The sequence below is a fragment of the Acinetobacter sp. LUNF3 genome (assembly GCF_022699605.1).
Taxonomy (GTDB): Bacteria; Pseudomonadota; Gammaproteobacteria; order Pseudomonadales; family Moraxellaceae; genus Acinetobacter; species Acinetobacter johnsonii.
In genome coordinates this window covers 520599-537760 of record NZ_CP093968.1, presented here as the reverse complement: position 1 = coordinate 537760, position 17162 = coordinate 520599, and the positions used below count along the sequence as shown (strand labels likewise).

Sequence of the window (17162 nt, the reverse complement as noted above, 5' to 3'; positions counted from 1 at the left end):
AAATTATGCTAAAGTGACATATGTTTGGTTTTTAAATACATCACTCCCATGCTCGAATTTTGGTTTAATCCCTCAATTTCTATTCTTAAAAAATTACTTATTTTTATCGCAATTGCTGTTGTAACAGGTGTGTTGTATTGGATGGAACCCCTGAGCCTCAATGCCATTTTAATGTTCTTGGGTACGGGGATTGTTTTTCTGATTTGTCGTTACTGCAAAATTCACTTTGCGGCCAAAAATCCTACAGGTTTTCTGTATCGTCTACTGACTTGGATTCCGATTGCCCTACTCTTGGCGCTGATTTTTATGAATATTAAAGATGATGAGCTGCTGATTCCTGGTGCACAAGGGATTGGTTTTATGGCACTGGGAATTTGCCTATTTTCCCCCCTATCTCTTTTGCATAGCAATACTCAGCCTGAGTCCAAATAAACCATGTTGAACTTTTGGTATTCTGAACGCTGTAGCCGTCAAATTAAACTCATCGTTTGTATTGCCACTTGCGTGATGATTGTTATCGCAGCACAAGTTCAACAGCTTGGCGCAATTTTTATTGGTTTGAGCCTAATGATTGGCATTGCAACGCATCTGCTACGTGGTGTGCAATTGAAGATTGCTCAGGACAATCCGTATCGTGAAGGTTTTTCTCGTTTGGTGGTTTTTCTACCCCTAATTGCCCTGATTTTTTTGCTGGGCTATCTACCCGCGCAAGATAAAATTGCGCTGGCGCTTCAGTGTATCGGCTTTAGTGGAGTTGGTTTATTTTTAGTATCGATTCACGCACAGCGTGAAAAAAGAGTTTAATCGGGATGCGGAGTTGCTCTACATCCCGTCAACATCTGCTTAATCCATTCGATAATAGCTGTAGTTCACATTTTGGTTACGGTAAACCGCATAACCACTTTGTTTAAAATCAGAAACCCAGCCATTGCCTGAATAAGCGGCAATATGTCCATAACGGTTTTTTGCAGTACGGTCGATAATATAAATATCACCTTTTTTAGGCTGATCAAAAGATAAATTAATTTTACGATAACCAATGCTGGTTAGGGTATTCCCCCAATCTGCCGCAGCCACAGGATGGCTCTTGAAGCGTGCACCCGCAGACTCTAAGCCAATGCGAATACTTTTAGCACATTTTTGGGTGCTGGTTTGACGGGTGATATTTCTTAAGAAACCTGTAAATTTTTCAAGATCCACACGCTGATGGTTGCTAATAGCCCTTTCTCTTGCTTGTTTCGAGCTTAAAATATCCGCAGCGGTAACATTTCGCTCTGACTGAGAACGTATTATGATATTGGTTTGCGCAGGCGCATAGATGTCATTCATATTTACGTTTTGATCATAAGGCATACTAAAACCAACTCTCCTCCCAATCATTAGGGGTGTGCAACTTTTCGAGTTCGAAATACTAACCGCTCAGCATTGAACTTTCATGTCGTAAATGTAATATTTTTTTTCAAAATGCAACACAACTTTTCTAAAGTTTTATTTTCTCTGTACTTTTTGAAACTTAAATTAACTAAAAAAATTTATCCCTTACCCAAGTCCTTTTTCGGCTTAAGCTCAAATGTTTCACCATTGGCTAATGAAGTCCTTAGATATGGAATGGATTGCCCATCTAAACGGCTATCTATTTAGATTCGATACAACTCAATTATTGCAGTTTAAATCCTGCACAAAACCACTTTAACCTGGTTCTCTGTAATAGCTTTCACATAACTTTTATATGATTAATCATCTCGCCTGACTTACTAATCTCGGGTGCGCAATAAGGCACAATTCAGTATAATCATCCGCAGATTTTATAATTTAGAGTGGAAAGTACAGGCACATCTATTAAGAGGTCTGTTCCCCCGAAGTGTTTATTTGAGAGTTTTATGAAAACGTATTTAGACCTGCTACAACACATCCTCGATCACGGCGGTGATAAAGGCGACCGTACTGGTACAGGTACGCGCTCGGTATTTGGTCATCAAATGCGCTTTGATCTTTCTCAAGGCTTCCCTTTATTAACCACTAAAAAAGTACACTTTCGTTCGATCGTGATTGAACTGTTGTGGTTCTTAAAAGGCGATACCAATGTGCAATATTTACAGGACAACAAAGTCAGTATTTGGGACGAATGGTCAACCGCAGAACAAACTGCGCGTTTTGGTCGCCCAGAAGGTGAACTGGGGCCGGTGTATGGCCATCAATGGCGTAATTTCGGTGCAACCAAAAAAGCCGACGGTTTGTATGAAAAAGATGGTTTTGACCAAATTGCTTGGTTAGTCAATGAAATTAAAACCAATCCAAACTCACGCCGTCTGATTGTATCGGGTTGGAATCCACAAGAAGCTGGGCAAGTTGCTCTTCCTCCGTGCCACACCCTCTTCCAGTTTTTTGTCCATAACGGCAAACTGTCTTGTCAGCTCTATCAACGCAGTGCCGATGTTTTTCTAGGTGTGCCTTTTAATATTGCCAGTTATGCGCTACTCACGCATATGATCGCGCAAGTCTGCGGTTTAGGCGTGGGTGACTTTGTCTGGACGGGTGGTGATACGCATTTATATGCCAACCATTTTGAGCAAGCAAAGCTTCAGTTAAGCCGTGAACCTTTAGGGCTGTGCCAACTGAAACTCAATCCAGCGGTTAATGATATTTTCGACTTTAAATTTGAAGATATCGAAATCGTGGGTTATGAATCACATCCCGGGATTAAAGCACCGGTTGCTGTTTAAAGCAGATAAAGCCGAATTCAATCTCGCCTTGAATCAGCGGGATTAAGGTTTACCCATAGATATTCTTCCTCTCCTTGAGGAAGAATAAGAAATATGACCCAACATTTGAGCGCGTTATGGCCTTTCAAAACTTAGAAGTTGTACATGTAGTGGCAATGGATCAGCAACACTGTATTGGTAAAGGCAATGACCTACCTTGGCATATTTCAGCCGATCTAAAACACTTTAAAGCCATCACCCAAGGTGGTGTGGTCATTATGGGCCGTAAAACGCTGGAATCGATGGGCCGTACTTTACCCAAGCGTGTCAATTGGGTCATTACTCGCGACACTTCTTGGACTTTTGACGGTACAAAGGTGGCTTACAGCATCGAAGAAGCTTTAGCGCAAGCTGTTGCCGATGTTCAAGCTTCAGAAAAACCAAACAGTATTTTTATCATTGGTGGCGGTGAAATTTTTAAACAGACCATCGACATTGCGGACCGTTTAGAACTCACGCATGTTGAACTCGATGTGCAAGGTGATGCGCATTACCCTGCCATTCCAGCAGCATTCAAAAAAGTCGCATCAGAACAACATATTGATGACAAAACTGGAATTGCTTTTGAGTTCGCAACCTATCAAAAATAAAGCATATTCTTTTTGCTAAAAGCACGATGCACAACATGATCAAAATAGAATTTTGGCGGACACTGGGCTTTGGATTACTCCACACCCTGTTTAGTATTTTTGTCTTGTTCAGTTCAATTTGGCTGTGTTTTGCATTGTGGATTCAAGAGCCTTTGGGCTGGTTGGTCAGCCGTCTTTTTATTGGGATCTGGATTGCTTTTGCGCTCAGCATTTTGGGCATCTATATCACCCAAAGCTTTTTTGGTCGTCGCCTCGATATCATCCTTTATCTCCTTGGCTTTTTACTGGCTTTGTCTTGGTATTTTAGTTTAGATGCTCGCCAAGACCGCGACTGGCAACCTGAAGTAGCAAAAATCTTGCATTATGAAAAACAAGGCGACCATGTCACCCTTCATAATGTCCGCAATTTCACATGGCACCCTGACGGCTCCTATACTGAACATTGGGATACCCGCTCTTTCAATCTGAATCAAATCACTGGGGTCAATATCATTACCTCATACTGGATGGGGCCGCAAATTGCACATACTTTGGTCAGTTTTGATTTTGCCCATACTGCACCGCTGACCTTTTCCATTGAAATTCGCAAAGAGAAAAATGAAGAATTTTCAGCGATTGGTGGTTTTTTTAGAAAATATGAGCTGAGTTTAGTGGCCTCAGATGAGCATGATATTGTGTATACCCGTAGCAATATTCGTCATGAACACGTCTATTTCTTTCCTGTTCGCCTCGGACAGGCTGAAAGTAAAGCACTGTTTGTAGAGTATTTACATAAGGCAGACGAGCTTGCCAAGCATCCTAAGTGGTATAACACCCTTACCAGTAATTGCACCACATTGGTGTTTGATATGGTTCAAGCCGTTTCACATGACGCTTTACCAACCGACTATCGTATTTTAGCTTCAGGTTATTTACCGAACTATCTGTATGACTTAGGCGCGATTAGTCCACAATGGGATATGAAAACATGGTATCAAAAAGCCTATATCAATCCACGTGTAAGCAAAGAAACAGAGTTAACCAGTCGTGAGTATTCACAGCTTATTCGTCAGGGCTTACCCGTTGACCAAACACGCTAAAGTCTGCAACGAAAAGCTGTAAGTTAAAACTGGCAATCAACGACAAAATTTGCTTTGATAGTTCAGACGATACATCACAATAAGAGTCTGATCCCATGTTAAAAAAACTGATTGCAAGCAGTCTTTTAGCGAGTAGCTTAATCATGACTGGCTGCCAAACTACACCACCTCCAGCGGATACCATTGAAATGGCCAACATTCAACAGCTCCAGCAGCGGACTTGGATTTTGACGCAAATGGGCAATACCGAAATTAAAACAGCACCCAATGAACGTAATATTCCAAGCCTTCAGTTTTCAGCCGATAACCGCATCAGTGGTGCAGATGGCTGTAACCGCATTATGGGCAGCTATACCGTCGGACGCGATACGCTCACCTTGAGCCAGCTCGCAACCACCCGAATGGCCTGTATCAATAACAGTGCTTTCCCGCAACAGTTCCAAGAAGCGCTGGCAAAAGTGACACATTACCAAGTGTTTGGTAAAACACTGAAACTACTCGATCGACACGGTAACTTGCTGCTACAGTTTGGCTCTGCCATTCAACCACGTTAAATTATTTCTAGAAAAAACCTGTAATCACAGGCTTTTTTAATCTGTAGCAGACAACATTGTACTGAACCAATCTGCCCTTATATAAACAGATATAAACACAATTAGGATTTTAAAATGCAACAAGCACTCTTTGGTGGTGGATGTTTTTGGTGTGTAGAAGCGGTTTATTTAGAGCTTCAGGGCATACATAAAGTGACCAGTGGTTATGCAGGTGGAGATACCGACAACCCAACGTATGAAGACATTTGTCGTGGCGATACCAACCACGCCGAAGTTATTTTAATTGATTTTGATGAAACTCAAATCAGCTATGCTCAGCTACTCGATGTGTTTTTTGCCACGCATGATCCTACGACACTCAACCGTCAAGGCAATGATGTCGGCACCCAGTATCGTTCAGTCATTTACTATTTTAATGATGCGCAACGTGCTGATGCTGAGCAAGCGATTAACGACTTAAAGGCTGAAGGTCTCGAGATTGTGACCGAACTCAGTCCTGTACCGACGTTCTATTCGGCTGAAGACTATCACCAGAACTTTTACGCTCGTAACCCTTCTCAAGGCTATTGCAACTTTGCCATTCCGCCAAAACTGATGAAGCTGCGCTCTAAGTTTCAGGCTTTATTGAAAGACAACAAATAACTCAATAATTCACAATAAAAAAGCGACTTCAAGAGTCGCTTTTTTTAACATCAACTTAGTTATCGCTGACGAAAGCAATATCTGCCAGTCCAGCTTCACTCGCACGAGACATCACTTGTGCCACCATATCGTAACGAGATTCTTTATCTGCACGAAGTTGAACCGTTGGCTTGGTTTCCAACTCACCCGCTTCATTAAACCGCGTTTGTAGTTCTTCCAAGCTAATCACTTGATTATCCCAAGCCACTTCGCCATTTGCATTAATGCTTACCGTAATGGCTTTAGGTGGAGGATCTACAATATCAGCTGTCGTTTTTGGTAAAGTTAATGGAATTGATGGGTTGGCAACGGTCGCTGTCACCAAGAAGATGATCATCAAAACCAGCATAATATCGATCAGCGGAATGAGGTTCATCTCATTCATGCCAGCATCGTTATCGTCACCCAATTGAAAAGCCATTAAGCTTGACCTCCAACTAAACCTTGTTGAGTCGCTTTACTTTCTACTGCCGCAGGTGCTGAGTCTTGTTGCAACATGGTATCAATCAGCAAGCCGTGTGCTTGGTCTTGAAGCTCATGTGCCAAAGTACGGTTTACACGTGCACAGATGTTATACGCTAACACAGCAGGAATCGCGACAGCCAAACCTAAACCCGTCATGATCAATGCTTCACCTACAGGGGTTGCAACTTGCGCTAAGCCCGCCTGACCACTTTTGCCAACAGCAACAAGGGCATGGAAAATCCCCCATACTGTACCGAACAAACCAACGAACGGTGCAAGCGATGCAATCGTACCTAGAACTGAAACACCTTTCTCAGCATTCGCTTTTTCAGCAGAAATTTGACGAAGGAGTGCTTGTTCTGCAACGGCTTTACGTTGTTCAAAGTTCAATACAGCAAACTTTGATTTTAACTTAGCCAAAGCTTGCGAAAGTTGAGCATAAGCTTGTTGTTTCAATTGACGTGTACCCATGATACGTAAAACAAAGATGGTCCACGTTGCAATCGACATTGCCAACAAGATGAAATACAGTGTTTTACTGACTGCATCAGCATGTTGCCAATAAACTGAAAAGTTCATACTCGAACTCCTGATAAAGTTAGCGTTTTGTATTCAATTCCAAATCAAATGGTTGCTCAGCCCGAATTGGATAAGCCACACCATTTTCTTTATAAGGTTTAAATTTAGCGCCTTTGACAGCTCTTAAAATCTTTTCATCTAAAGCAGGCACACCACTTGAGCGCGTAATACGGGCATTCACAATCGACCCTTTTTCATTCGCCTCAATCAACACCACTACTCGACGGTTTTCACCTTGTAAATCTTGATTACTATAAACTGGTTTTGGAGAGCGGCTCCATTGCACACCTGAACCACCAATCGACACCGACTTCGGTGAAGTATCGGCAGGTTCAGCTTGAGTAACAGGTTTCGCTTGCTCTGGTTGCACGACAGGCTTTTCGACTTTTTTCTCTGTAATCGTCGTGGTGACTGTTGGTTTTACTGGAGTTTCGGTTGGTTTAACAACCGGTTTCACCACTTCTGCTTTTTTAACTTGTTGAACCTTTTCTACCTTTTTCGGTGGGGTCGGTTGTGGTTTTTCCACAATCTTCACTTCCTTCGGCTTAGTCGGTTCCTTTTTCGGTTCTTCCTTCGGCTTAGGCGGTAGCGGTTTTGGTGGTTCTTGAATTTTAACGAAGCGAACCTTCAAGGGTTCTTTTTCAATCGGTTTGAGTTCAGGAGCTTTCATGTGGTTCACTGCCCACAATACGCCCATATGGCCCACGACAACCGCGATCAAAGCAGCAAGAACTTTCTTTTTCATCGGGTTGGGAGTCTGCATAGGAGAAATAACTGTTGAACTCATTAAAATCGGTGACCTAATTTAAGCGGAGTGGCCACTGGGTTGGTTTCCACTATAACGCTTATCGGTTAGTACAATAAGGTAGCGCAATGATAAATGAGAAGTGTTTTCATTTGCAACTATTAATTTGTCACTTTTTATGGTTTTTTCTAATCATACTCAAACAAAAAAGGCATACTTAATGTATGCCTTTTTTCAATCTTGCTTGCAACCAATTTTTTATTGGAAAACGACTGTTTTGTTACCATCAACAATAATACGGTCTTCTAAGTGCCACTTCACTGCACGTGCCAAGACGTTACGTTCAACATCCTGACCCAATTCACGTAATTGATCAACCGTAAAGTCATGGTTCACACGCTCTACATCTTGCTCAATGATTGGACCTTGGTCCAGATCCGCAGTGACATAGTGTGCAGTTGCACCGATGAGTTTTACACCTTTTTCATGCGCTTGCTTGTATGGATTTGCACCAACAAAAGCCGGTAGGAATGAATGGTGAATGTTGATCACTTTCATTTCCCACTTCTCGACAAATGCTTCATCTAGAATTTGCATATAACGCGCAAGTACCAATAAATCATTGCCCTGCATTAATTCATCAATTTCAGCATAAGCTTCGCGTTTGTTGTCCTTCGTTACAGGGACAACTTCAAACGGAATACCAAAGTTCTCAACCGCTTCACGTAAAGTTTCGTGGTTAGAAATCACTTTGGTAATTTCGCACGGTAAACCGCCACGCGCATGACGCCATAACAGCTCAAGTAAGGCATGATCTACTTTAGATACCAAAATCCCGACTTTTTTCACGTCGCTGACCAGCGCCAAACGCCATTGCATTTCATAACGCTCAGCTACATTTGCAGCAAAAGTTTGAGTGATGCTTTCTTTACGAGACTGTAAATTGTCCAGTTCAAACTCAACACGCATAAAGTAACGTCCGCCCTGAGCTTCAGTCGCGTATTGATCAAGCGCAGTGATATTCGCGCCTTGATGATACAAAAAGCTCGATACAGCTTGCACGATCCCTGGCTTATCTTCACAAGTAATCAGTAAACGTGCCGTGTTAGCAGTTGTCATATTCATGTCAGTTTAAATCAGTAAAATGAAAATCAAGCCGAGTATTCTAGCGCTTTTTACTCAGCTGTCAAAACACCTTATGGCTTATCATCCGATTTAAATGACGCCAAGCTCGAAAACAGTTCAGATGGCCCCATCGTATCCAATAAGCGCTCATACGTCTCACGACTTTCACCACGCAAATAGGCCCCTTCTAAGAACACCATTTGACGGAGTGCCTGCCAAACCCACTTTTCTTCTAATGTATTAGAGTCAGTGATATGACCCGACATATAAAGGAAGTTGGTCCAGTTGGTCAGTACAATCCATAAATTGATAATCAAGGCTTCAATTTCAGACGACGTCATTTGCATCAGACCAGCATCAACAAAGGCCTGATAGATCTTTTGCCCTTGTTGCATCACTTGCCCTGCAAAACGTGGGTACATCTTGCGGAAGTCTTCATTGTTTTCAACCAAATGATAGACATCACGGTGTAAAAAGCGATAAGCCCACAACTGGCTGCTTAGCACCTGAAAATAACGAATTTTATCATTGGCATCTAACAGACGGTCATCGGGCAAAGCCAGCATTTGTAGCGTTTCGCCTTGATACTGCTCCATGAGCTCTTTGATAATTTCACTTTTATTGCGAAAGTGATAATACAAATTGCCCGGACTCATATTCAATTCAGCGGCAATATGATTGGTCGTAACAGAACGTTCTCCACGCTCGTTAAAAAGCTGCAAACTGAGTTGCAAAATACGTTCTTTGGTTTTCAACGTTTTAGTTTGAGACATCCTAAAATAACCATTCATTCAGTGCATTAGAAGACTAACACATAAAGTAACTTGACTAATTAGAGCAATTACTCTAAAAATTAAACATAAATTGAAATTTGAAATGGTAGTGCGGCATGAACAGTCAAACAAAAACAACTTCATTGACACCACATTCTTATGATATTCAGCACCTACATGATGTGCTTGAACAGCAAAAGCACGCTTATTTACGTTATCCATTGCCAACCGCAAAAGAGCGTATTGACCGTTTGGCACGACTTAAGCGTATCTTAGTTAAGTATCAAGATCAATTTGCAGAGGCAATTAATCAAGACTATGGCAACCGCTCCACCAGTGAAACCAAAATTGGGGAATTACTCACCTGCCTTGAACACATCAAATATTATAGCAAGCATTTAACCACGTGGATGAAACCCTCGAAACGTCACGTTTCCATCATTCACCAGCCGGCTAAAGCATGGGTGCAATATCAACCTTTAGGTGTGATCGGTATTATTACCCCATGGAACTATCCTTTATTACTCTCGATTGGACCCTTAATTTGTGCTTTGGCGGCAGGTAACCATGCCATGATTAAGATTTCTAGTTCATCGAGTAACTTTGGTCGCATTCTTGAAAAAGCGCTCTCTGAAGCCTTTCCTCAAGAATTAGTTTCCGTGACCAATGGCGGTGGCGCGATCTCGGATGCCTTTTGTCGTCTGGCTTTTGACAAACTGATTTTCACAGGTTCAACCAATGTCGGTAAAACCGTCATGTCTGCTGCGGCAGAGAACCTCGTTCCATTGATTCTCGAACTTGGCGGAAAATCACCAGTATTAGTACATCCTTCTATTCATTTACGGGATGTTGCACAGCGGATTGCTGCAGGTAAACTGTGGAATGCAGGTCAAACCTGTGTTGCACCTGACTATATGTTCTTGCCTAAAGGTAAAACTGCCGAGTTCATTGAGCACTTCCGCGAGTGTGTGGAAGAGATGTATCCCGACATTCTGCATAATCCAGACTACACCTCGATTATTAATGGCCGCCAATACAACCGCTTGCAAGGCTATCTTGAAAATGCACGTGAGCATGGAGCGCAGGTGGTTGAGATTAACCCAGCCCATGAAACCTTCTCCGATACACGTAAAGTGCCCCCTACACTGTTAACTGGGGTCACACCTGACATGCGTATTATGCAAGACGAAATCTTTGGGCCACTGTTGCCGATCATGGAATATGATCAAATAGACGATGTTATCGAGTTTATTAATAGCCGTCCGCGTCCACTTGCATTATACTACTTCGACTTTGATCAGGCGCGTGCAGATTATGTTGCACAGCGTACTCATTCAGGGCATTTCGGACAAAACACGGTTTTGACCCATGTCGCACAAGACGATTTACCATTTGGTGGCGTTGGTGCATCAGGTATGGGGAAATATCATGGTCCAGAAGGTTTCTTCAGTTTGTCGCATGAACGGTCAGTGATGTCGAATCCCAAGTTATATAGCTTGAAATTCATTCTCCCACCGTTTAACAAACCAATTCACAAGTTGATTTCAAAGACCCTTCTTCGCTAAATGATCAAGGCATGACCTATCGCACGGGTTCATGCCTAGTTTTAATGAAAATCGCTTGTCTTTTAAGCGCATTTTTGGTATAAAACGCCCCTTGAATGATTTCATCCGTTTACTTAATAACTAGCGCACAATCGGTGCTGTCTAGCAATGGAGTTCACCATGTCTAAGGTTTGCCAAGTTACCGGCAAGCGTCCAGTCGTTGGCAACAACGTCTCGCACGCCAATAACAAAACCAAACGCCGGTTCGAGCCGAACCTGCATCACCACCGTTTCTGGTTAGAAAGCGAAAAACGTTTCGTACGTCTTCGTCTAACTACAAAAGGTATGCGTATTATCGACAAATTGGGTATCGAGAAGGTTGTTACTGACCTACGTGCTCAAGGTCAAAAGATCTAAGGAGTCTGAACCATGCGTGATAAAATTCGCCTAGTTTCTACTGCTGGTACAGGTTATTTCTATACCACAACTAAGAACAAACGTACTATGCCGGAAAAAATGGAAATCAAAAAATTTGATCCAAAAATCCGTCAACACGTAATCTTCAAAGAAGCTAAAATTAAATAATTTTAGTTTTTTGGAAAAAACGACCTGCTTTAGGTCGTTTTTTTTTGCTTTTTTTTCGTTCGACTTGTTAAACTTTTAATCTCTTTTGGCACCTTTTGTGCTTTGCTTCTTTTTCACCCTTAACTTTTGCTTAAGGAGTTTTTAGTGCCTCATGACGTAGATCTCATTATATTACTTGCTGTCGGTTTTGGGCTCGCGCTCATTTTCGGCTATCTTGCCGTACGCTTACGCCTTCCCCCACTCATTGGTTATCTGATTGCGGGTATCATTATTAGTCCCAATACCCCGGGTATTGTCGCGGACATTCATCTAGCGAACCAATTGGCTGAACTTGGGGTCATGTTCCTCATGTTTGGTGTGGGCATGCATTTTTCTCTCAATGACTTATTACAAGTTCGACGCATTGCACTGCCTGGTGCTATTTTACAAATTGCTGTCGCGACCCTGCTCGGAATAGGCGTCAGTATGATCTGGGGTTGGAGTTTTGGCTCTGCCTTGGTCTTCGGCTTAAGCCTGTCCTGTGCCAGTACAGTGGTATTACTCAAAGCACTGGGAGACCGTGGTCTACTCAATTCAGTCAACGGTAAAATTGCCGTAGGTTGGCTCTTGGTTGAAGATCTGGTCATGGTCTTGGTGCTGGTACTCTTACCCGCTACAGCAGTGCTACTCGGTGGAGAGGTCCTTGCAGGCGGTGCTGATGATAACATTTGGCTTACCTTAGGCATCACCTTACTTAAAGTGGTAGGTTTCATCGCTTTTATGCTGATCATCGGGAAACGTCTTGTTCCAATGATCATGCAATTTGTCGCTCGTCTTGGTTCACGTGAACTGTTTACCTTAACCGTGGTGGCTGCTGCGGTCTCAATCGCCTTTGGCGCGTACAAAATTTTCGGTGTTTCCATGGCACTGGGCGCTTTCTTTGCCGGGATGGTCGTTAAAGAGTCTGACTTTAGCCACCGTGCCGAAGAAGAAACCCTTCCTCTACGTGAAATTTTTGCCATTTTGTTCTTTGTTGCAGTGGGTATGTTATTTGACCCGCGCATCTTAGTGGAACAACCGGTGCATGTGCTTGCAGTCGTTGCAATTATTATGGTCGGCAAAACTATTGCCGCTATGGCACTAGTACTCTTTTTCCGCTACCCCATCAATACTGCCCTCACCGTCGGTGCGTCACTGGCACAGATTGGTGAGTTTTCCTTCATCTTAGCGACACTCGGGGTTTCACTTAAACTCTTGTCCTTAGAAGGGCAAAACCTAATTTTGGCAGGAGCACTTATCTCCATCACCTTAAACAGTTTTGTGTTCTCCGCAATTGAGCCTGTACAACGTTGGATTCGTGAGCGCTCGCATCTAGCACGCTTACTGGAACGTAGTGGTGACCCATTGGCAATGCTGCCTGATGAAGTCTCACAAGATTACTTACGTGACCAAGTGGTAATTGTTGGACATGGTGAAGTTGGCCGTCGCATTACCAAACAATTGATGGCCGAAGACATTAAAGTGGTGATTGCGGAAGAAAACCGTGAAATTGTAGAAAACCTGCGTGAAAAAGGCATTGCGGCTGTTTCTGGGATGGCGACAGACCCTGGCGTACTGATTCAAGCCCATATTCAGCATGCGCGCCTGTTGGTACTTTCCCCGATGGATATTTTAGATATTCATAAAATCGTGGATATTGCCAAAACCCTCAATCCTGAGATTCAGGTTTTGGTGTGTGCAGAAAGTAAAGAAGAAGCTGAAGTGATTCGCCGCGATCAAATTGGTGAAGTTTATTTTGCAAAAGAGGAAATGGCGAAAAATATGAGCAATCATATTTTAAATCAAATTCAAATTGCACATCATCAAGCACCCACCCACTAAGGAACAAACACTGGATACAAAAAAACGCACTGTTCAGTGCGTTTTTTTCTTATTCGACTTAGCTGAAGAACTGTGGCTTTTCATCCACCACTTCCGCTTGCCACTCGCCTACTTGTTTTTCAAGTAAGCCGTATAAAGCCGCTTGCACCATCTGCTGAGCAACGACTGTTGTCTGGTCGCCCAATAATGCTTTGAGCTCTTCATTAAACTGGATCGTGACTAAAGGCGCACTCTCCGAACCTGCGTTACGTAGTGCGAGCTCACCACCTTCAAGTTGAACCAATTCTAAAATGGCTTCTTGATTTCCAAATAATTCTTTCAATTGTTCTATAGACATATTTCCTCCATGTTCAACATGGTGGCAAAGGCAGTTGCACTTTGCTTCGCTTAGACTTATTGATATAAGGACAAATTTTCAAACTTCAAGCGTTGGTCATCGCTTTTAGAATTCAACCATCTCTTTCCGAAAGCCATCGATCAACGCCGTTAAGTCTCGATGCCACTCACGTAAAATTTTGGTATCGGGTAACCATGCCTGAGGGGTTTGAGTCACTTTAATGATCAGATTCGATGAAGTTTCTGACTCAGGTTCAGGTGTACTCGGCTCTGGCGCATACTGACACAAGCAATAAGCACGTTTTAACTCGGCAATGAAACCTTCTTTCGACAGTTGTTGCATCACAGTCACTTCAGGCGAGACTTGTCCTTTAGCTGCCATATGCTCTTCTATGGACTTCAACGTCGGGTTTAAGTCATTTAAGCGGTAGTAACGGACCAACTCTTGTAGAAACGCAAGCACCGCGCCATGCAAGTGAAACACAGCAGCCTCACGGTAAGCCTGAGCTTGTTGCACATGATCAATTTGTTCTGCTTGTTGACATGAAAGTCGAGCAAAGTAGAGTTTTTGGTTAGTGCGATCAGCATGGTAACGGGCAACACGAGTCATGAAGGGTGTTCCTAAGTTTTGGCGTTTATAACAATTCTAAGAGTAATCTTTCTATACAGCAGCGCATAATAAAAATTATGCATGATCTATTTCAATAAAATAAATCTTTCTTTTTGCTATGACAGGCATCGAAATATGCATGGGACGCACATTTGTGAGTACCCAAGCCCAATATCCCTCTTCCCAATATGATGCCATCGCCGAATCAAGCTCATCTTCTCTCCATGAGTGAATCGACTCAACATCAACCATAGCAACAGCATACCCCAACTCTTCATCGTCCTCGTGGGTTAAATAGTGCTTATTTTCCACAATAATCAAATCTTTAAGTGGCCATTGCTCTGGTCGCCAAGAACGGATCTCTAAGGTTTTATTTCCTTGAGAGATTTGTCGTCCCATCGGTGCAACAATCGATAAAGCTGGATAGATTTTTTTCACTTTATCCCATAAAAAAGGAGCATCCATTGCTCTTTTTTACTTATGCTTCTGGCTTCTCAGGTTTATCTTCCGCCTGTTTGACGCGAATACCAGTACCATGCAAACGTAGTGTATTAAGCCCTTTAATGGCTTTAATCGCTTCACGTGCATGCGGCATTTCAACAAAAGCAAAACCTTTCGATTTACCTGTTGCTGCATCAAGGATTAAATTACATGATGCAACTGTGCCATATTGCTTAAATAATTCAAGCAGTTCAGCTTCAGCCACTGTACGCTCTAAATTACGAACTAAAATTTTCATCTTACAACCTTCAAAAATAGGCAAAATCATCAAAAAGCAATCGCCTACGCTACTTTCTGAACATTGCACAACAAATACCACAATGTAATCTGTTTAGTTTAATCGAGATTAATACCAAAATCTAAATTAATCGATTGGCGCTCAATTAAAGCACTCTTTACGGTTTGCTGACGAGGCTTATGGTGAGTTTCCATGCTACACAAATTTCGCGTCAGATCATTCAAAAAATAACTTTCGACTTTGCGCCCTTGCTCATCAATCACGTCTCGCGCCCACAGACTTAAATTTTGCTTGGTTAAAATCAGCTCATTCTGCGCACGGGTCAGTGCCACATATAAGACCCGACGCTCTTCTTCGACATCATTAAAATCACCTTGAGCACGTGCATGTGGATATTGCCCCGGAGTGACATTGACCACATAACAGACCTTTTGCTCTGTCCCTTTGGCCGAGTGAATGGTAATCAGAGTGACGACATCGCTATCGGACTGGCGTTCAATTTCAGAAATCGACACAGGATCAAGCACATATTCCTCTAGGAACTCACTCAACTGGGTATGTTTAGAAGCTAATTGTTTGACCAGTTCAAAGTCACCTTGGCGGCGGTTCCAGTCTTTTTTATAATTTTCAGCCAATTGTGCTTCAATCGCTTGAATACCCAAACCGACGCAAGCCTGTACTTCCTGTTTCAGTACCGTCATTTGCTTCATGATCAACAATGTTTCAGCAGGAATCCGTCCAAATTTTTCTAATTTATCAAAGATCAAATCAAACTCAGGCTCCAGTAAAAGTTGCTGAGCAAGACGGCTTGCACCTACATCTCCCACCCCATTCCACAGAGTGAGAAAACGCATCCATGCAATATCATCGAGAGGATTGGCAATCACGCGCAGCAGACTGAGCAAATCTTTCACATGCGCGGTTTCAAGCAGTTTCATACCCCCAATAAATCGATAGGGGACATTGGCTGCAATACATGCTGCCTCAATATGCCGTGCTGCAAAGCTAGAACGCACCAAGACCATATGATCCGACCATTTACTGCCTTGTAAGTAATGGCGCTCTTTAATGTCGATCGCGATCCATTTTGCTTCATCAAACTCATTTGGGAAAATGTGCATGCGAGGCTTCACGCCCTCACCCCGATGAGCATCTAGGCGTTTGTTATATTGAATCTCAGATTGATCGAGCAGCCAATTTGAAAGGTCTAAAATTTCTTGGGTTGAACGATAGTTTTGCTCCAATTTAAACACCTGAGCATTCGGCACACGGTCTTTAAAATGGTGAATATTTTCAAAATCTGCTCCACGGAAACCATAAATCGACTGTGCATCATCACCGACACAGAACAGGTTCACTTTGTCTTTGAGAGGTTCAAGCAAGGCCCACTGCAAAGGGTTGGTGTCCTGCATTTCATCGACCAGCATGTGTTTACAGAGCGATGCCACATAGTCGGCTAAACCTTCTGACTGGTCGAGTGCTGAAGCCACGATCGCCAGAATATCGTCATAATCTAAAAAGCTACGGGCACGCTTGCGTGTCTCGTACTCTTTCATGATTTCCGCAATTTGATCTTTAAAAGCCAAATGCTCAGGATGCTGTTTTTCTAAGGCATCACTCAACTTTTGACGCGTATTACGTGCAAAAGAATATAGGTCACACAGTTCTTGCGGTTTAGGCAGCTGATTGGGATTTTTCTTATCATCTTTCCCACGAATCAGGCGGAACATCATCAACTGATCATCACGATCAATAATTGAAAATTGTTCTAAACCAAAGGCTTTCGGTACACGGCGCAGTAGATACATACAAAAAGTATGAAAAGTGGAAGCGCGCAATCCTTTTGCCTGCTCACCTAAAGCCAATTCCACTCGCGCCACAATCTCGCTGGCTGAACGACGAGTAAAGGTTAAAATTTGGATTTGGTTGGCAGGAATCCCTTGATCAATTAGGTACGCCGCTCGTGCCACAATGGTTTTCGTCTTGCCACAGCCAGCCCCTGCGAGCACCAGACTGTGTTGCGACTCAGTCGTGGCAGCTTGTTTTTGTTGCGGGTTTAATTCATCAATTAGGCTGGCTAAACTCATAATCACTCATCAATTCGTGGATGCTACTAGTCTAACAAATCTATGACA

General features: G+C 42.8%; 22 protein-coding genes. 11 read left to right on the top strand and 11 right to left on the bottom strand.

Going from position 1 to position 17162, the window contains the following annotated elements; all coding sequences use genetic code 11:
• The first annotated feature begins 48 nt into the window (after positions 1–48).
• On the top strand, positions 49–432 hold the full coding sequence (locus tag MN200_RS02585) for an AzlD domain-containing protein (RefSeq protein WP_058868896.1): 384 nt from the start codon (positions 49–51) through the stop codon (positions 430–432).
• Positions 433–435: 3 nt separating this feature from the next.
• On the top strand, positions 436–804 hold the full coding sequence (locus MN200_RS02580; RefSeq protein WP_058868895.1) for a hypothetical protein: 369 nt from the start codon (positions 436–438) through the stop codon (positions 802–804).
• 39 nt (positions 805–843) lie between these two features.
• Here the strand turns inward: MN200_RS02580 and MN200_RS02575 are convergent, their stop codons facing one another.
• Positions 844–1353 carry a CHAP domain-containing protein gene (locus MN200_RS02575; protein ID WP_058868894.1) on the bottom strand — a complete coding sequence of 170 codons (510 nt, stop codon included), beginning with the start codon at positions 1351–1353 and terminating at the stop codon, positions 844–846.
• Between the two features lie 527 nt (positions 1354–1880).
• Between MN200_RS02575 and thyA the strand changes: the two genes are divergently transcribed.
• From thyA to msrA, 5 genes are all read left to right on the top strand, one after another.
• The gene (thyA, locus tag MN200_RS02570) at positions 1881–2723 is read left to right on the top strand and encodes a thymidylate synthase (protein ID WP_004692464.1); all 843 of its coding nucleotides are present in this window, start codon (positions 1881–1883) and stop codon (positions 2721–2723) included.
• A 116-nt stretch (positions 2724–2839) separates the two neighbouring features.
• Entirely contained in the window at positions 2840–3352 is a 513-nt protein-coding gene (locus tag MN200_RS02565; RefSeq protein WP_058868893.1) for a dihydrofolate reductase, read from the top strand.
• Between the two features lie 26 nt (positions 3353–3378).
• The gene (locus MN200_RS02560) at positions 3379–4431 is read left to right on the top strand and encodes a DUF4105 domain-containing protein (protein ID WP_058868892.1); all 1053 of its coding nucleotides are present in this window, start codon (positions 3379–3381) and stop codon (positions 4429–4431) included.
• Positions 4432–4526: 95 nt separating this feature from the next.
• Complete coding sequence (locus tag MN200_RS02555) at positions 4527–4985, top strand: META domain-containing protein (RefSeq protein WP_058868891.1); 459 nt, start codon at positions 4527–4529, stop codon at positions 4983–4985.
• Between the two features lie 114 nt (positions 4986–5099).
• Positions 5100–5627, top strand: a complete 528-nt coding sequence (gene msrA / locus MN200_RS02550) for a peptide-methionine (S)-S-oxide reductase MsrA (RefSeq protein WP_058868890.1) — start codon at positions 5100–5102, stop codon at positions 5625–5627.
• A 55-nt stretch (positions 5628–5682) separates the two neighbouring features.
• Here msrA and MN200_RS02545 read toward each other — a convergent pair whose 3' ends face one another.
• The 5 genes from MN200_RS02545 to MN200_RS02525 all read right to left on the bottom strand — a co-directional run bounded on the left by MN200_RS02545 (position 5683) and on the right by MN200_RS02525 (position 9353).
• A complete protein-coding gene (locus MN200_RS02545) occupies positions 5683–6087 on the bottom strand; it encodes a biopolymer transporter ExbD (RefSeq protein WP_058868889.1) in 405 nt (134 codons plus the stop codon).
• Entirely contained in the window at positions 6087–6710 is a 624-nt protein-coding gene (locus MN200_RS02540; protein ID WP_004692475.1) for a MotA/TolQ/ExbB proton channel family protein, read from the bottom strand. The genes MN200_RS02545 and MN200_RS02540 overlap by 1 nt, the downstream gene beginning before the upstream one ends.
• A gap of 19 nt (positions 6711–6729) precedes the next feature.
• Positions 6730–7497, bottom strand: coding sequence for an energy transducer TonB (locus tag MN200_RS02535; protein WP_005400841.1), 768 nt, complete (start codon positions 7495–7497; stop codon positions 6730–6732).
• A 216-nt stretch (positions 7498–7713) separates the two neighbouring features.
• Complete coding sequence (gene purU / locus MN200_RS02530; protein WP_004692478.1) at positions 7714–8580, bottom strand: formyltetrahydrofolate deformylase; 867 nt, start codon at positions 8578–8580, stop codon at positions 7714–7716.
• Positions 8581–8651: 71 nt separating this feature from the next.
• Positions 8652–9353, bottom strand: coding sequence for a TetR/AcrR family transcriptional regulator (locus MN200_RS02525; RefSeq protein WP_005400842.1), 702 nt, complete (start codon positions 9351–9353; stop codon positions 8652–8654).
• 116 nt (positions 9354–9469) lie between these two features.
• Here MN200_RS02525 and MN200_RS02520 point away from each other — a divergent pair, with 116 nt between their 5' ends.
• The 4 genes from MN200_RS02520 to MN200_RS02505 all read left to right on the top strand — a co-directional run bounded on the left by MN200_RS02520 (position 9470) and on the right by MN200_RS02505 (position 13342).
• Positions 9470–10918, top strand: coding sequence for a coniferyl aldehyde dehydrogenase (locus MN200_RS02520; RefSeq protein ID WP_058868888.1), 1449 nt, complete (start codon positions 9470–9472; stop codon positions 10916–10918).
• Between the two features lie 159 nt (positions 10919–11077).
• Complete coding sequence (gene rpmB, locus MN200_RS02515; protein WP_010325866.1) at positions 11078–11314, top strand: 50S ribosomal protein L28; 237 nt, start codon at positions 11078–11080, stop codon at positions 11312–11314.
• A gap of 12 nt (positions 11315–11326) precedes the next feature.
• Positions 11327–11482 (top strand): 50S ribosomal protein L33, encoded by a 156-nt coding sequence (gene rpmG / locus MN200_RS02510; protein ID WP_003654787.1) that lies wholly within the window; start codon positions 11327–11329, stop codon positions 11480–11482.
• Between the two features lie 144 nt (positions 11483–11626).
• Positions 11627–13342, top strand: coding sequence for a cation:proton antiporter (locus MN200_RS02505; RefSeq protein ID WP_058868887.1), 1716 nt, complete (start codon positions 11627–11629; stop codon positions 13340–13342).
• 58 nt (positions 13343–13400) lie between these two features.
• Here the strand turns inward: MN200_RS02505 and MN200_RS02500 are convergent, their stop codons facing one another.
• The 5 genes from MN200_RS02500 to MN200_RS02480 all read right to left on the bottom strand — a co-directional run bounded on the left by MN200_RS02500 (position 13401) and on the right by MN200_RS02480 (position 17114).
• Entirely contained in the window at positions 13401–13679 is a 279-nt protein-coding gene (locus MN200_RS02500; RefSeq protein ID WP_004692486.1) for a hypothetical protein, read from the bottom strand.
• 105 nt (positions 13680–13784) lie between these two features.
• The gene (locus MN200_RS02495) at positions 13785–14288 is read right to left on the bottom strand and encodes a DUF6586 family protein (RefSeq protein ID WP_058868886.1); all 504 of its coding nucleotides are present in this window, start codon (positions 14286–14288) and stop codon (positions 13785–13787) included.
• Positions 14289–14363: 75 nt separating this feature from the next.
• Positions 14364–14753, bottom strand: coding sequence for an ASCH domain-containing protein (locus MN200_RS02490; protein WP_058868885.1), 390 nt, complete (start codon positions 14751–14753; stop codon positions 14364–14366).
• 13 nt (positions 14754–14766) lie between these two features.
• Positions 14767–15027, bottom strand: a complete 261-nt coding sequence (locus tag MN200_RS02485; RefSeq protein WP_004692489.1) for an RNA-binding protein — start codon at positions 15025–15027, stop codon at positions 14767–14769.
• Positions 15028–15125: 98 nt separating this feature from the next.
• Positions 15126–17114, bottom strand: coding sequence for an ATP-dependent helicase (locus MN200_RS02480; RefSeq protein WP_242760026.1), 1989 nt, complete (start codon positions 17112–17114; stop codon positions 15126–15128).
• Between the last annotated feature and the right edge of the window lie 48 nt (positions 17115–17162).

Coding starts and splice junctions, on each gene's coding strand:
- MN200_RS02585 (WP_058868896.1), top strand. CDS start 49: ATGCTCGAATTTTGGTTTAATCCCTCAATTTCTATTCTTAAAAAATTA.
- MN200_RS02580 (WP_058868895.1), top strand. CDS start 436: ATGTTGAACTTTTGGTATTCTGAACGCTGTAGCCGTCAAATTAAACTC.
- MN200_RS02575 (WP_058868894.1), bottom strand. CDS start 1,353: ATGCCTTATGATCAAAACGTAAATATGAATGACATCTATGCGCCTGCG.
- thyA (WP_004692464.1), top strand. CDS start 1,881: ATGAAAACGTATTTAGACCTGCTACAACACATCCTCGATCACGGCGGT.
- MN200_RS02565 (WP_058868893.1), top strand. CDS start 2,840: ATGGCCTTTCAAAACTTAGAAGTTGTACATGTAGTGGCAATGGATCAG.
- MN200_RS02560 (WP_058868892.1), top strand. CDS start 3,379: ATGCACAACATGATCAAAATAGAATTTTGGCGGACACTGGGCTTTGGA.
- MN200_RS02555 (WP_058868891.1), top strand. CDS start 4,527: ATGTTAAAAAAACTGATTGCAAGCAGTCTTTTAGCGAGTAGCTTAATC.
- msrA (WP_058868890.1), top strand. CDS start 5,100: ATGCAACAAGCACTCTTTGGTGGTGGATGTTTTTGGTGTGTAGAAGCG.
- MN200_RS02545 (WP_058868889.1), bottom strand. CDS start 6,087: ATGGCTTTTCAATTGGGTGACGATAACGATGCTGGCATGAATGAGATG.
- MN200_RS02540 (WP_004692475.1), bottom strand. CDS start 6,710: ATGAACTTTTCAGTTTATTGGCAACATGCTGATGCAGTCAGTAAAACA.
- MN200_RS02535 (WP_005400841.1), bottom strand. CDS start 7,497: ATGAGTTCAACAGTTATTTCTCCTATGCAGACTCCCAACCCGATGAAA.
- purU (WP_004692478.1), bottom strand. CDS start 8,580: ATGAATATGACAACTGCTAACACGGCACGTTTACTGATTACTTGTGAA.
- MN200_RS02525 (WP_005400842.1), bottom strand. CDS start 9,353: ATGTCTCAAACTAAAACGTTGAAAACCAAAGAACGTATTTTGCAACTC.
- MN200_RS02520 (WP_058868888.1), top strand. CDS start 9,470: ATGAACAGTCAAACAAAAACAACTTCATTGACACCACATTCTTATGAT.
- rpmB (WP_010325866.1), top strand. CDS start 11,078: ATGTCTAAGGTTTGCCAAGTTACCGGCAAGCGTCCAGTCGTTGGCAAC.
- rpmG (WP_003654787.1), top strand. CDS start 11,327: ATGCGTGATAAAATTCGCCTAGTTTCTACTGCTGGTACAGGTTATTTC.
- MN200_RS02500 (WP_004692486.1), bottom strand. CDS start 13,679: ATGTCTATAGAACAATTGAAAGAATTATTTGGAAATCAAGAAGCCATT.
- MN200_RS02495 (WP_058868886.1), bottom strand. CDS start 14,288: ATGACTCGTGTTGCCCGTTACCATGCTGATCGCACTAACCAAAAACTC.
- MN200_RS02490 (WP_058868885.1), bottom strand. CDS start 14,753: ATGGATGCTCCTTTTTTATGGGATAAAGTGAAAAAAATCTATCCAGCT.
- MN200_RS02485 (WP_004692489.1), bottom strand. CDS start 15,027: ATGAAAATTTTAGTTCGTAATTTAGAGCGTACAGTGGCTGAAGCTGAA.
- MN200_RS02480 (WP_242760026.1), bottom strand. CDS start 17,114: ATGAGTTTAGCCAGCCTAATTGATGAATTAAACCCGCAACAAAAACAA.